Raw genomic sequence first — 14,392 nt, 5'->3', positions numbered from 1 at the left:
TTTTGATCGTTCGCTCAAAGAAGCATCGAAATGCATGAAAGTCCCTAAAAAACCGAAAGAAAACAGGGGGCTTCCATCGGATTCTTCTTAGATAATCCGCAATTAGATAGTAAAATCCGATTTGATTTTTTTATTAATAGTGGCTATCGATTAAATAAAAAAAGCGCCGGAAGGGCGCTTTTTTAAACAAATTAATTCACACAACAATTATTACAGTACGTGAACAGAGGCGGTGTTAGTGGTGCCGCTTGGAACCAGCGCGCCGGAGACCATCACTACGACGTCGCCTTTCTGGGCGAGGCCGCTTTGCAGGGCGACATCTTTGCCCAGACGGTAGAAATCATCAGTAGAATTGATTTCTTTCACCAGCTGCGATACCACGCCTTTGCTCAGTACTAACTGACGGGCGGTCACTTCATTGGTGGTCAATGCCAGGATGGTGGCGTCCGGGAAGTATTTACGCACGGCGCGAGCGGATTTACCGCCCTGGGTCGCTACCACGATCAGCGGCGCTTCCAGTTTTTCGGCGGTTTCTACCGCACCGCGGCATACCGCTTCCGTAATGCGCAGTTTACGGCTGTCGTTGTTGTAGTCCAGACGGCTGTTCATGACGCGGTCGGTACGTTCGCAGATGGTCGCCATGATAGAAACGGCTTCCAGCGGGTATTTCCCTTTTGCGGATTCGCCGGACAGCATAACCGCATCCGTACCGTCGAGGATGGCGTTCGCAACGTCGCCTGCTTCTGCGCGGGTCGGACGCGGGTTTTTGATCATAGAATCCAGCATCTGAGTCGCGGTGATCACGACTTTACGTGCGCGGATACATTTTTCGATCATCATTTTCTGCGCAAAGATCACTTCTTCAACCGGGATTTCTACGCCCAGGTCGCCACGCGCAACCATGATGCCGTCGGAAGCTTCGAGAATTTCATCGAAGTTGTTCAGGCCTTCCTGGTTTTCGATCTTAGAGATAATCTGGATGTTTTCGCCGCCGTGGGCTTTCAGATGCTCGCGAATTTCGACAACGTCAGAACGTTTACGGATAAAGGACGCCGCAACAAAGTCAACGCCTTGTTCGCAACCGAAGATCAGGTCCTGTTTGTCTTTTTCAGCCAGCGCCGGCAGAGCAATAGAAACGCCCGGCAGGTTAACGCCTTTGTTCTCGCCCAGATCGCCGTTGTTCAGCACCTTACAAATGACTTTATTGCCTTCGATGGCGGTCACTTCCATACCGATCAGACCATCGTCAACCAGGACGGTGTTGCCAACGCTCAGGTCGCTGGTGAAGCCTTCATAGGTGACGGCAACTATTTCATTATTACCGACCACGGATTTGTCGGTGGTAAAAGTAAAGGTTTGGCCCGCTTTCAGCGAAACGTCGTTACCGCCTTCCAGTTTAATGGTGCGGATTTCTGGTCCTTTAGTATCAAGCAGAATAGCGGCTTTTTTACCAGTTTTGCTCATCACGTTGCGCAAATTCTGGATACGCTGACCGTGTTCTGCATAATCGCCATGAGAGAAGTTCAGACGCATCACGTTCATGCCCGCGTCCAGCATTTTGCTTAACATCTCTTCGGATTCGGTTTTCGGACCGATAGTACAAACAATTTTCGTCTTTTTCATGACAGTCTTAGTCTTTAAGTTGAGGAGGATATGGAAATCTGGCTTCGGGCGCGCACGGCCCGGAAGCTAAGCCTGTGTTGCTAAAGTGATGATGCCTCGCTCTAAGGATAGGTGACATCGAAAGAGCGTGCAGAGGAATGTGTGCTCGCGTTTCAGCCCAACGGGAAGGGGATAATTTTAGTCGTTGAGTTTTACAGTCCAATGCGCTGAAACCATTCAAGAGACAATTGGCGCGCATTATACGCTGAAATTTACAAAAAAGGAAAATGAAAACCCTGTTTCAAAAGACATCTGTGCAGATCCACAACGGTTTGTTATTACGCTGTTTACGATATCGCTGGCGATAACGCCGCCCGAACAGGGGCGGCGTTGCGCAACAGTGGGTGTTGTTGCGCATAATGTCAATCGAGCAACTTTTTGCCTTCCAGGTCGATGGCGATGTTTTGGTTGTGTGCTTTTCGATAGCACAGAATCGCTATCCCGATCGCCGCCCAGCTAATTCCGAGTATCAGAGCGTGAATGTTCATGTTTAAACAGACGTAGCCGATGACGATCATCCCCATGATCGGCGAAATGACATGGGCGAAAATGCGCCGCTGGGCTTTCATCCGGAAATTGAACAGGATAAACACACACAGGTTCACGACAAAAAAAGCGAAAAGCGCGCCAAAGTTCACCAGCGTGGAGATAGATTCAATCTTGCCGGAAAACAGGTAGCTGAGCAGCAGGGTGACGCCGCCGGTAAACAGAATGGCATAATCCGGCGTTTTACGCGTGGTATGGACGTGAGCGAGGAAGGCGGGCAACATTCGGTCGCGCCCCATTGAAAATAACACTCTGGACACCGCCGTTTGCGCGGTAATAATGTTGCCGACGGCGCACACAAACGCCACAATGATGGAAAACGCCACTTTGAGCCAGATACCGCCAACGTTGCCGGCAATGGTGAAAAATGCTTCATTCGTCGCATTACCTTCCGCGAAGCGGTCGACGTTACCGGTGGCGAACGCCGCAAACGCCACAACGATAATAAACAGTACCGTCGCCAAAACTAACGCCAACAGTGTTGCTTTACTGACGGCGCGTCCCCCGCCTTCGCTTTCTTCACTTAATGTACTGATAGCGTCAAAGCCGAGAAAATTCAGCGCAGCCACCGAAATCGCCGTTGCGATGAGCCCAGGGGTGAACCACTGTGAATCGAAAAAAGGCCGGAAGGAAAGCGTTATCTGACTACTGTCCAGCATCATCAGACGGACAATGAGTAGCACGAAAATCGCCAGAATACCGAGTTGAATAAAGACCAGTAACTTATCGAATTTCGCCGTTTGCTGTATCCCGAGATAGTTGACTCCGGTGCCAATAGCCACATAAATCAACGGCCAGACCCAGACCGGGATTTGCGGTAAAATAGCGTGGACCGCGACGCCGCCCAGCACCGCTACGAGCGTAGGGAACAAAAGATAATCCAACAGTAATATCCATCCGGTCAGAAACCCTACGGCGGGATTAATGCATACGCCAGCATACGCATAGGCCGAACCCGACGAGGAGATATGTTGCGATAAGGTAGAGTAGCTGTACGCGGTAAAAAACATCGCGATCGCGCCAATAATATAAACCAGCGCAACCATACCGTGCGAAAGATTATAAACGACGCCATAAAGAGAGACTGGCGCGATAGGCACCATAAACACCAGACCATAAAGCACTAAATCGGTAAGAGACAATTTTTTGACTTTTTTCATGATAAATACCTTAATGGCTTTTTATGCCAGATCGCGTAAAAACGCGCTTACCGCTGCGAGGCAGGGCGCGATATTTTCTTCATGCGGGTTATGGCTGCTGCCGGGAATAGTGACCGCGCGGCAGTCTGAAATGTGAGAGAGAAGCGGAGAGACGACGCGCTCGGTTGCCTGATCGTTTTCGCCGCGTAGTACCAGAACAGGACAGCGTATCTGGCACAAATGGGGCGTAATATCCCAGTCGGCAAGTTTGCCATTTGCCGCCAGTTCATTGGTTCCCCATAAAATGTGATAACCCGTAGGGTCGGCGGCGAACTGCGCATTAGATCGCTGAACATGAACGGCTTCTTCCGCGAGGGTATAAACGTGTCTGGCATAATAAGCGACCAGCTGTTCCGGTGGGTTTTGATAAATGACGGCGGGCATAATGACGTTTTTGATATCGTCATCGGACATTGGCGTCAGAGCGTTAAAGAGCCGTATGGCTTCCTGTTGCCACAGGGCGATACTGGCCGGCGAACTGGCCAGTATCGTCCCGCGAAGCCCGGCAGGCTGTAAGCAGGCGTGCTCTGCGGCAAGCATTCCGCCCCAGGAATGTCCCAGTATCGAATACCCTTGTCCGATACCCAGGTGATGAATTAATTGGGTTAATTGACGGAGATAACGCGCAATAGTCCAGAAAGACGCGTCAGCATGAGGAAAATGCGTTGAACGACCGCAGCCATATTGATCGTAAAATATTACCATGCGCCCGTCATCAGCCAGATGGCGATAATTTAATAAATAATCAAAGCCGCCAGAAGGGCCGCCGTGAAGGATAATGAGCGGCGTGAGTAATGATTTTCTGTCTCCATAAATCCGATAGCTTGTCAATATGTTTTCAGAAAACATTTCGCCATAGAGATAAGTATCATTCATATTCTTAATGACTCAGTGTGTGGCAGGGCAGGCGAAATTTATATTCGCCTGGGTAATATTATTTTTTTATTGTGTGTAAAACATTACACCAGAAGGTGGCGTAATGTTCCCATTGCAGAAACTGCGGGCTTCCCCAGTGCGGTGAACAATCACTGGCAAAGCAACATACTTTCCCTTTATGGTAAGTACCCATAACTAACAGTGGATCGCCATTAATTTCAGCAAGGACCTGACTATTTTCTTTGGCGATAAGCTTGTTATAGCCCAACAGCGGCGGCCATTCGCTAAGTGGCTGGGTAATAACATGCTCTACCGCAGTATTTACTGCTTTACATCCTTGCGGTAGTTCTACGCGGTCATCTACATCCAGCATATCAACCGGCAATACTTCCGCCAGAACCGTATTTTTATAATTGGCTTTTGCTTCTATTCCCGTAAAGGATAAATAGCCGCCGATCATTAACAGACCGCCGCCCTCAGCAACATAATCGGCGATAAGTTGTAATGCATCAGGAATAATGTCCATATTATAAAAGGTTCTGTTTTGTAGCAGGAACGTATTGCTACCGATATCACTGATGACGATCGCATCATAGCAGGCTAATGCTTCGGCGGTTTGTGGAAAACGAGTTTGCACAATATGGGCAGGCATGTAGTCCACATCGATATTACTCTGGCGTAAGCAGGATAATAAATAGTCTGCGCCTTCTTCATATTTGCTCGATGTAAAGCTATCAAAACCTTTAGAGTGAATCATATGAATGTGCCAGGATTCGCCAATAAATAAAATTTTCATTATGTCACCTGTTAATTAATGTGAATGACTTTATTAGATTGGGTACGCATTCGATGTAAAACCTGCAAGTGCTGAGGCATACTCGACGCACCGACTTGTTCCACCGCCAGAGAAGCGAAAGCGGAGGCATATTGAATGGCTGCGACCATATCTGCTTGTCGCGCCAGCGCGGCGGCTAAGGCGCCATTAAAAGCGTCACCGGCCCCGGCGGCATCTTTTACCACGGCGCTCCATGCAGGAATATACAACGTGCGGGCGTGCTCACAGAGCAGAGAACCACGGGCGCCAAGGGTAATGATGACTTTTTTCACCCCGGATTGCAGAATAATATTTCCGGCTTTTTTCGCATCATTAATATCAGTAATGGTTACGCCGGATAAAAAAGAGGCTTCAGTTTCATTCGGCGTGATGATGTCAATATCAGATAATAAATGCGTCACCTGTTTCGTATAGGGGGCAGGATTCAGCATGATCATTTTATTTTCTTGTTTGCCCAGGCGAATAAATTCAGTCAACGCTTCAATGTTCGTTTCGAGCTGCATTAACATAACGTCAGACTCGGCGATATAACGGTGTTGCTCGTTAATCTCTTGCGTGGTGAGCATCATATTGGCGCCAGGATAGATGGCGATAATATTATCGCCATCTACGGCGGAGACATAGATCAATGCGCTACCGGTGGGCGCTTTATCTGTTTGATACGCGCTGTATGAAGTGATGCCTGATTGAATAATATGATTCATAGCAAATGCGCTGAACTGATCTTTGCCCACTTTAAAAATAAAATGCGCCGCAGCACCAGCATTGTTTGCCGCTAAAGCCTGGTTGGCTCCTTTACCGCCAGGATAGAATCCAAATTGACTGGCCAGAATGGATTCTCCGCTTTGTGGAAACCACGGCACGGTTGCTGAAACATCAATATTGAAGGAGCCTAAAACACACACCTTGCCTGCTTTTTTTGTGTTTTCCCGGCGCAGTTTTGCATCCTGATGGATTGGCGTGGCGATAGTGCTGGAGATATCAATCTTATTTTCAGTGATAAGCTTACTCAGCGCGTCACGGTTTAAAATCCCTCCGCCATAGCAACGCTGAAGCATACCTGATTTCTGGAAATAGCGTAGATCGGAACGAATAGTCTCCTGGCTAACCTTATAAAGGTCTGAAAGTTTACTGACGCTAACACTATTATCCTTTATCAGTAAATTAATGATGGCATGACGTCTTTCTTCTTTAAACATATTGCCTCCGGGTAGTGAGTTGAATTGTATTTATGGCAATGTTGTCATGCGGTGAATTCAATCACAGATTATGCGGTCAACCGGAAGTAACCCCAAATGAATGTCAATAATCAGAAGCGCAGTCAATGTGTTAAATATTAATTGCTTACAGAAGGGGAAAATAGTTTTGTGAGTGTTGTCATATATTTTCTATGTAATATGACGAGGTGAACGTAAAATAGTTGGGCTTGCACGATTCAGTGAGTATATGCAGCCGGACAGCGTTCGCTTATCAGTCGCTACCCTCGACGAAATAAGACGATATCGCTCTCCGGCCCTGGGGTTATATACGCTCGATTTTTGCCGGCAGCCCCTGACGTACTGCCGCACCGGAAACCCAGTCGAGCCAGGTGTTGGTAATGGTTCTTGTCGGATCGGCAAAGCCCAGATCGTTAAGATTTATGCCTGCCCTGATTTGTGGATCATACGGCATAGGCACGCCGTCCAGAGAGTGCTGCGTTGCGCCCATCTCGCGGTGGCCATATCCGTGTTCGATGGCGATGACGCCTGGCATCACGCCATTTAACAAACTGATTTGCGCCACGACCTGACCGCCCGGCGTAATGATCCGTACCCGATCGCCATGTTGCAGTCCATAACGCTCGCCGTCTTGCGGATTCAGCGCCACCAGGTTTGCTGGCTTCACATGGTGTAAGCGCGGGATGACGGCTGTTGAGCTGGACATGGTATTTGATTTAAATGAAATCAGTTTCAGCGGCCATTGCCCAATGGGAAACTGGTCGTCAATCGCACGACCATCTGACAAACGCGCCGGATACCAGACCGGGCAACCGCTGAAACGCTCCCCGGTGATGGCGTGACGGTGGGCGGCGACATCTGCATTCCAGATCTGTAAGGGTTTTTTCCACGCGTTACCTAACCGTTGCTCCGTATAGCCGCTATCCTCGGGCGCAAACCGGCCGCCACGCGAGTAGATAAACGCCACGCGACCGACCTCATCAGCTTTAAGCGTGTGCTGAATTGCTGGCAGAATGCGGCTGACGCCGGTAAGCGAAATATCTTCCTGATTTGCCGGCGCGACCGGCGTCGTGCCCATAAAGGCGATATTAGCGGCTACGCGCAGATAGAAATCTTCCGCCCGGTTCAGTGGAAAAGTATTGCCCTGCGGATCGGTTATCGCCCGGTCGCCGAAGCCGGGCAGACGGAGCCGTTTTGCTACCGCAATACAAAATGCTTCCATTGAGACAGGTTGCCCGTCCGCCGTTCGGTGAGTGGCGGGGGCGACAACCGGCCAGCGGGCGGTAGTGGCTTTACTGGCTACGCCGCCCCAGGGCGCCGTAAAGCCCCAGCTCTCAAAATTGTGCGTATCCGGCACAATGTAATCCGCCAGCGCCGTCGTTTCATTCATAAAGGCGTCAATCGCGATAAAGAGCGGCAGTCGGCGAGGGTCTTTTAGCTTTTCTTCCGCCACGGCGCGTAGACCGGGAACACCGTAAAACGGGTTGCTCATATTGGAAATCCAGGCTTTAAGCGGATAAGGATAGCCTTCGAGCGCGGAGGTCAACAGTTCGGTAAGCTGGCCTGCCACAAAGGGATACCACGGCGCTTTGGCTGGATAAGGGGATTGCCCGCCGGCAATTTTGTCGCGGTATTCTTCCGATGCTTCATAAGCGGTTTTGCTACGGGCAATACTTAACCCTGACGGTTTCACTTTTCCGGCAAAACTGTTCATGTTGTAGCGGGGACCGTCGCTAACGCCGTTGAATTTGCCGCCGCCGACAAAGACGCCGCCGGACAAGCTGAGGTTGCCGATCAGCGCGTTAAGCATCATGACCGACCAGGCGTTATAAAACCCATTGCCGGCCATCATGCCGCCGTGACTGATGACCGCAGCTTTACGTCCGTGACTGGTAAAGGTTTCCGCCAGCGCGATAATTTGCGCTTCCGGCACGCCGCACTGTTCGCTGTATTGCGCCAACGAGAGCTTTTCTGCCGCCTCTTTCAGGCGTTGCAACCCGCTCTTCACCGTGACCCGTTGGCCGTCGGCGAGCGTAACGTACTGCGTCACGAAAAGCCGTGCCTGTCGGCAAGTGGAGGCATCGACCAACTCGCCGTCGGTATTCAGTACGACAGGGGTCTCTTCGCCATCGGGCGTAAGATGGCGTAGCGTCAGGTGTTGTCCGGCAAGCGTCGGCAGTTCATCCGCAATGACCAGGTGCGTGGCGTTGGTCCAACTTTGCTCGCCGGCCTGCTGCATCGCCTGTATGCCGGGAATCGCCAGATAATCAGCATTATAACGTTGATTATCCATGATCCAGCGGATCATCCCCATTGCCAGCGCCGAATCGCTGCCGGGCATGACCGGTTGCCAGCGACCGCGAGGATCGGCGAGCACCGTTGATAAGGGGAGGGCGGGGGCGACCACGACGTATTGAAAATTCTCACGCAGCCGGGCGCTCGCCAACTGACGCGCCTGGCGTTTAAAGGGATTACCGGACTGTGCCGGGGAGGTGCCCATAAAGAGCGCAAATTCCACGTTTTCCCAGTCGGGTTTGACATGCGGGTTTTTATCCAGATCGCCCATCAGCGCCCCAGAGCCGGCCCGGTAAGCCAGTCCACAGTAGGCGCCATGCGCGCCGAAATTCTTGCTGCCGAAGCTATTTAGCGCAAAACGACGCAGAAACGCATCGCGGCCTTCGTCGCTGGTATTCGTGACCAGTAACTGATTGGTTTTGGGCCCGAAACTGGGGTGCTTTGCGTCAATTGGCGTATCCGGCGCATGAATAGCGCGCAGTCCGTCCACATGACCTTCGCCAAACAGATCGCCGCCTTCCACGACTTCTTCAATAAGCTGCTCAAAGCTTATGCGCTGCCATTTCCCTTCGCCGCGTTTACCCACGCGTTTCATTGGTTCAAGCAGTCGCAGCGGACTGTACAGGCTTTCCAGCAGCGTCGCGCCGCGCGCGCAGGCGGTTGAGCGGGCGTCAAGACCGCTTTCTCCCGCCAGTTGCTCCATGGCTTCGCTAAAAGGGACGGACGAGTCAATCGGGTGTTCCTGCGACAAGGGGTGATAGGGATTGCCGGCGATGCGTATCACTTTGCCATCGGCATTTACCCTGGCGCGGATACCGCACTGTGTCCAACAGCCGAAGCATTGCGTCATGGCGATGGTTTGTTGTGGATTTTGCAGCCAGTGCGTTTGCGCCTGCGCCTCCGGAATTAACGCATTGCCAAAGATGCGGTCGCGCGTTACCTTGCCGGATGTCCCGTTTAACAGGCCATCAATTGCGCGTTTCGCCACATCACGGTAGCTCAGACCAAAAGTGACCATCCCACCGACGGCGAGACCGACTTTTAGCCACTGACGACGGGTTAAATTAGCCATGTTGTAATCTCCTGGTGAGTCCGTTCAGCGTTTCACGAATAATAATCAGTAGCGCTATCCACAGGCCGAAGGTGCCGAGAATAGCCAGCCAGCCATCCGTTCCGCCTGGTAACGAGTAAGGGTTAAATTGCGCGTTGAACTTGGGTACGGTTTGTACCTGAATCAACAATGTCCAGCGTATCAGCCAACATAGCGCCAGCGCGCTCAGAACCAGCAAGACGCGTCTTAGCTGCGATAACGGATGACGTAGCGCCAGGCTACAGAACAGTAGTGTGCATACCCACAGCGCTACCCAGCCGACAGCGTAATATTTGGCTGACAGGGCGACGGTAATCCACTGACGGATTGCCGTGCCGGAAAGCGTATCGCCGCTAACCCACATAGCCACCACCAGTCCCAGCGCCGCCAGCGTCCAGAGTTGTCCCCACAATATTTTTGGCAGCCTTACCGAGTCGCGTCGGGCGGCGACAATCATCAGCGCGAAGAACGCCTGTAAGGCGCTAAGAAACATCGCCACGGGGAAGGCGTAGCTAAACCAGATTGGGCGCGCCAGCACAACGGAGACTTCGCGGCCGGTATAAATCAACAGGCCCACCGCGCAAAGCGCGCTGGCTAACGCCAACCATTTAGTGACGTTGTAACTTTTATTGAATAATCGTTTTATTTGCTGCGCCAGGAACCACAGAGCGAGAAATCCGGTAAACAGCGGCAGGAACAACGCCCCCCAGGGCATCCACGACCAGGGCGTCGGCCAGGCATAGAAATGCCAGACGCGGGCGGTCTGGTGCAGATCCGCCGTCAGCGCCAGCGGTGCGGTAATCGCACAGGTAATGGCAATCAGTAATGCCCGATTTTCTTCTGTTGCGGCGTCTTTTTTCCGCCAGTGAAGATAACAGGCAAACAGTGCGGCGCAGGCGGCAATGCCAATAAAAAAGAAATATTGTACCGCCCACGGCAGCCAGCTAATGTCCTGCGGGTGAGCCAGCACTTCTTCAATGATGAGTGAATGCGTCATTCAGACCTCCTGCCAAAGCGCGGGCTGCGCACGGCCCATTAATGGGGTGACAAAGGCGTCGTCCAGACCCAGATAGAAAACATGGGGCGACGTGCCGTTTTCCGGCTTTAATACCTTGATAGCGTCGCGATGTTGATGAAGCAGGGTGGCGATGCGGCTATGGGGATCTTTGATATCGCCAATAATACGCGCGCCGCCGACGCAGGACTCTACGCAAGCGGGTAACAGCCCGGCTTCCAGACGATGGACGCAAAACGTGCATTTATCGGCAGTTTGCGTTTCATGATTGATAAATCGGGCGTCGTAAGGACACGCCTGGACACAATAGGCGCAGCCGACGCAGCGTTTGTTATCCACCACCACAATGCCATCTTCCCGCTGAAAGGTGGCTTGTACCGGGCAGACCGGCACACAGGGGGGGTTATCGCAATGGTTGCACAGACGCGGCAACAGCACATTCGTGACTTCCTGACTACCTTCACGCTGGACCTGGTATTGGTTCACCGTCGTACGAAACGCGCCCTGCGGCGTTTGGTTTTCAATAGTGCAACTTACGGTACAGGACTGACAGCCGATACAACGCCGCAGGTCGATAAGCATGGCGTAACGGTGTCGGGGAGAGCCTTCATGCCGCTCCGGCGAAAAAGGAAATTTCGCTTCAGCCAGCGGAACCAGCGAGGCGCCAGCGGTCAGGACGCCAAGCTGCTGGAGAAATTGCCGTTTACTGCTGTCCATATTGACTCCCGTCCACATTGCCAACAATGAAACATTTGTCACGATGTTGGTTCATGTGTAATGAATAAAAAATGTCGATGATTTACAGTGTAAAAATCGAGGCGGGGTGCGCTCTATTGTGGTTAACCACATACCCGGCTTGTTGTTGATCTAAAACAACATAATTGACAGGGATATTAGGGTGAGAGGTAAAACCGTAAGGCGCCTGGCGGTGTTGGCGGCAGTAGGGCTACTTTGTCATGGCGCGTGGGCAGGGACGTGGAATATCGGTATTTTGGCTATGCGCGGCGAGGCGTCTACGCGTAGCCACTGGCAACCGTTGGCAAAGACATTAAGCCAACAGCTTCCAGGCGAAACCTTTCACATCCAGCCGCTGGATCTGCATCAAATGCAGGAGGCCGTTAACCAGGGAACCGTGCAGTTTGTGATAACCAACCCGGCGCAATTTGTCCAACTGAACAGCCATGCGCCGCTGCGCTGGTTAGCTTCCCTGCGCTCCACGCGCGATGGGAAAGCGGTGAGTAATGTTATTGGCAGCGTGATTTTGACCCGGCGCGATAGCGGCATCACCACGGCGCATGATCTCATCGGTAAGACCGTCGGCGCGATTGATGCTCAGGCATTTGGCGGCTATTTATTAGGCTATAAAGCGCTCAGCGACGCGGGCTTACGCCCGGAGCGCGACTTTCATCTTCGTTTTACCGGATTTCCTGGCGATGCCTTAGTCTATATGCTGCGCGAAAAAGCGGTGCAGGCGGCAATTGTGCCAGTGTGTCTGTTAGAAAATATGGATCAGGAAGGATTGATTAATAAAAAGGACTTTATCGCGCTGCTTTCCCGACCGACGCCCCTGCCTTGCTTAACCAGTACGCCGTTATATCCTGACTGGTCGTTCGCGGCGCTACCTGCGGTAAGCGATGCGCTGGCGGATCGCGTAACGCGAGCGCTATTCAACGCGCCCGCCGCCGCGTCATTTCACTGGGGCGCGCCAGCGTCGACCAGTCAGGTGGAAGCGTTGCTGCGTGATGTTCGTCAGCACCCTCAGCAGCGTCGACTGTGGCTGGATGTCAAAAGTTGGTTAATCCAGCACCAGCTAATGGTCGGCGGCGTGATTCTGGCGTTCCTGTTGCTCACGCTCAATTATATTTGGGTCATGCTGCTGGTGCGTCGACGTGGAAAGCAACTGGAACGTAATAGCGTAGTTCTTCATCAGCATGAGCGGGCGCTAGAAACCGCCCGGCAAATGAGCGTGTTGGGTGAAATGACCTCCGGGTTTGCCCATGAGCTTAATCAGCCGCTTTCCGCGATTCGACATTATGCCCAGGGGTGCCTGATTCGACTGCGCGCTGCAGATGAACAGCATCCCTTGCTGCCGGCGCTGGAGCAGATTGACCAGCAGGCGCAACGCGGTGCGGATACTCTGCGTAACCTGCGTCACTGGGTTAGCCAGGCGCAGGGCAACCCGGTGCTAACCGAAGCGTGGAAGGCCATAGCCATTCGCGAGGCGATTGATCATGTCTGGCAATTGTTGCGTATGGCGCAACAGTTTCCGACAGTGACTCTGCATACCGAGGTTAGCGCTGCGCTGCGCGTAACGCTGCCGTCAGTGCTGCTGGAACAGGTGCTGGCGAATATCATTCTTAATGCGGCTCAGGCGGGCGCCACCCATTTATGGGTCGTTGCTGAACGCACTGAAAACGGCATCAGTATCGCTTTACAGGATAACGCCGGGGGAATCGATGAGGCGCTATTACGTCAGGCGTTTCAGCCGTTTATGACAACCCGCAAAGAGGGGATGGGCTTAGGGCTGGCGATTTGCCAGCGGCTGGTGCGGTATGGGCGGGGCGATATCAGCATCAGGAACCAGACCGCGCCGGACGGTCTGTCGGGAACGGTGGTCACGATACATTTCTTACATGAACATGGGGGCAGGGATGGCGACAATTCATCTACTGGATGATGATACGGCGGTCACTAACGCGTGCGCGTTTTTACTGGAAAGTCTGGGATATGACGTAAAATGCTGGACGCAGGGGGCGGATTTTTTGGCGCAGGCCAGTCTGTATCAGGCCGGAGTCGTATTACTGGATATGCGAATGCCGGTACTGGATGGGCAGGGCGTTCATGATGCGTTGCGCCAGTGCGGAAGTACCCTGGCGGTTGTTTTTCTTACCGGGCATGGCGATGTACCGATGGCCGTGGAGCAGATGAAACGCGGCGCCGTCGATTTTCTGCAAAAACCGGTATCGGTAAAACCGCTACAGGCGGCGCTGGAGCGTGCGCTGACGGTTTCATCGGCAGCGGTGGCGCGCCGTGAGATTATACTGTGTTACCAGCAGTTGACGCCGAAAGAGCGTGAGCTGGCCAGCCTGGTGGCAAAAGGATTTATGAACCGGGAAATTGCGGAAGCGATGAATATCGCGGTGCGTACCGTAGAGGTACACCGCGCCAGAGTCATGGAAAAAATGCAGGCCGGTAGCCTGGCGGAACTGATTAGGCGTTTCGAAAAAATGGCCTCGCCAGAGACCAGAATACGAACAACGTATGAGCCATGAATAATAAACCGCGTTATTTCTTTGATTTGCATCAAATTTTGTTTAATTGAGAAGACTGTTATATTCTGTTGGTTTGAGCTGGCGACGAGTAAAACGTATGACAAAACCGACAAAAGATGACGAACTGTACCGCGAGATGTGCCGGGTGGTGGGCAAGGTCGTGCTGGAAATGCGCGATTTGGGGCAGGAGCCTAAATATATTGTTATTGCGGGCGTGTTAAGAACCGCGCTGGCGAATCAACGCATCCAACGTAGCGCGTTAGAAAAACAGGCGATGGAAACCGTGATTAACGCTCTGGCGCGGTCATAGCCGCTATCAGGGTGGCAATAACGAAATCGCCTTTGAATTGTCGCGATTGTCACCATGGCGGGCTGGTTACCCGCC

Annotated in this window: 11 protein-coding genes; 3 read left to right on the top strand and 8 right to left on the bottom strand. The window is 52.3% G+C overall.

Translation table 11 applies throughout. The annotated features are described in order from the left end of the window. Positions 1-210: 210 nt before the first annotated feature. From pykF to ttrB, 8 genes are all read right to left on the bottom strand, one after another. The gene (gene pykF, locus QEN32_RS12145) at positions 211-1,623 is read right to left on the bottom strand and encodes a pyruvate kinase PykF (RefSeq protein ID WP_000751447.1); all 1,413 of its coding nucleotides are present in this window, start codon (positions 1,621-1,623) and stop codon (positions 211-213) included. Between the two features lie 401 nt (positions 1,624-2,024). Further along, positions 2,025-3,368 (bottom strand): APC family permease, encoded by a 1,344-nt coding sequence (locus QEN32_RS12140; RefSeq protein WP_000756093.1) that lies wholly within the window; start codon positions 3,366-3,368, stop codon positions 2,025-2,027. A gap of 21 nt (positions 3,369-3,389) precedes the next feature. Continuing rightward, on the bottom strand, positions 3,390-4,283 hold the full coding sequence (locus tag QEN32_RS12135) for a proline iminopeptidase-family hydrolase (protein WP_076726476.1): 894 nt from the start codon (positions 4,281-4,283) through the stop codon (positions 3,390-3,392). A 58-nt stretch (positions 4,284-4,341) separates the two neighbouring features. Further along, positions 4,342-5,079 carry a glutamine amidotransferase gene (locus QEN32_RS12130; RefSeq protein ID WP_023218249.1) on the bottom strand — a complete coding sequence of 246 codons (738 nt, stop codon included), beginning with the start codon at positions 5,077-5,079 and terminating at the stop codon, positions 4,342-4,344. An 11-nt stretch (positions 5,080-5,090) separates the two neighbouring features. Next, positions 5,091-6,317 (bottom strand): PfkB family carbohydrate kinase, encoded by a 1,227-nt coding sequence (locus tag QEN32_RS12125; RefSeq protein WP_000471822.1) that lies wholly within the window; start codon positions 6,315-6,317, stop codon positions 5,091-5,093. A gap of 322 nt (positions 6,318-6,639) precedes the next feature. Continuing rightward, positions 6,640-9,702 carry a tetrathionate reductase subunit TtrA gene (gene ttrA, locus QEN32_RS12120; protein WP_265322146.1) on the bottom strand — a complete coding sequence of 1,021 codons (3,063 nt, stop codon included), beginning with the start codon at positions 9,700-9,702 and terminating at the stop codon, positions 6,640-6,642. Further along, the gene (gene ttrC / locus QEN32_RS12115) at positions 9,695-10,717 is read right to left on the bottom strand and encodes a tetrathionate reductase subunit TtrC (protein WP_265322145.1); all 1,023 of its coding nucleotides are present in this window, start codon (positions 10,715-10,717) and stop codon (positions 9,695-9,697) included. Before ttrC ends, ttrA begins: the two co-directional genes overlap by 8 nt. Then, positions 10,718-11,452 carry a tetrathionate reductase subunit TtrB gene (gene ttrB, locus QEN32_RS12110; protein WP_001518945.1) on the bottom strand — a complete coding sequence of 245 codons (735 nt, stop codon included), beginning with the start codon at positions 11,450-11,452 and terminating at the stop codon, positions 10,718-10,720. 181 nt (positions 11,453-11,633) lie between these two features. Between ttrB and ttrS the strand changes: the two genes are divergently transcribed. The 3 genes from ttrS to fumD all read left to right on the top strand — a co-directional run bounded on the left by ttrS (position 11,634) and on the right by fumD (position 14,317). After that, entirely contained in the window at positions 11,634-13,412 is a 1,779-nt protein-coding gene (gene ttrS / locus QEN32_RS12105; RefSeq protein ID WP_020898722.1) for a tetrathionate respiration histidine kinase TtrS, read from the top strand. Then, complete coding sequence (ttrR, locus tag QEN32_RS12100) at positions 13,387-14,007, top strand: tetrathionate respiration response regulator TtrR (protein WP_000190927.1); 621 nt, start codon at positions 13,387-13,389, stop codon at positions 14,005-14,007. The genes ttrS and ttrR overlap by 26 nt, the downstream gene beginning before the upstream one ends. A 97-nt stretch (positions 14,008-14,104) precedes the next feature. Next, positions 14,105-14,317, top strand: a complete 213-nt coding sequence (gene fumD, locus QEN32_RS12095; RefSeq protein WP_000165779.1) for a fumarate hydratase FumD — start codon at positions 14,105-14,107, stop codon at positions 14,315-14,317. The last annotated feature ends 75 nt before the right edge of the window (positions 14,318-14,392 follow it).

The sequence above is a fragment of the Salmonella sp. SA14318 genome, assembly GCF_029866905.1.
Lineage (GTDB): Bacteria > Pseudomonadota > Gammaproteobacteria > Enterobacterales > Enterobacteriaceae > Salmonella > Salmonella enterica.
This window is presented reverse-complemented; position numbering and strand designations above follow the sequence as displayed.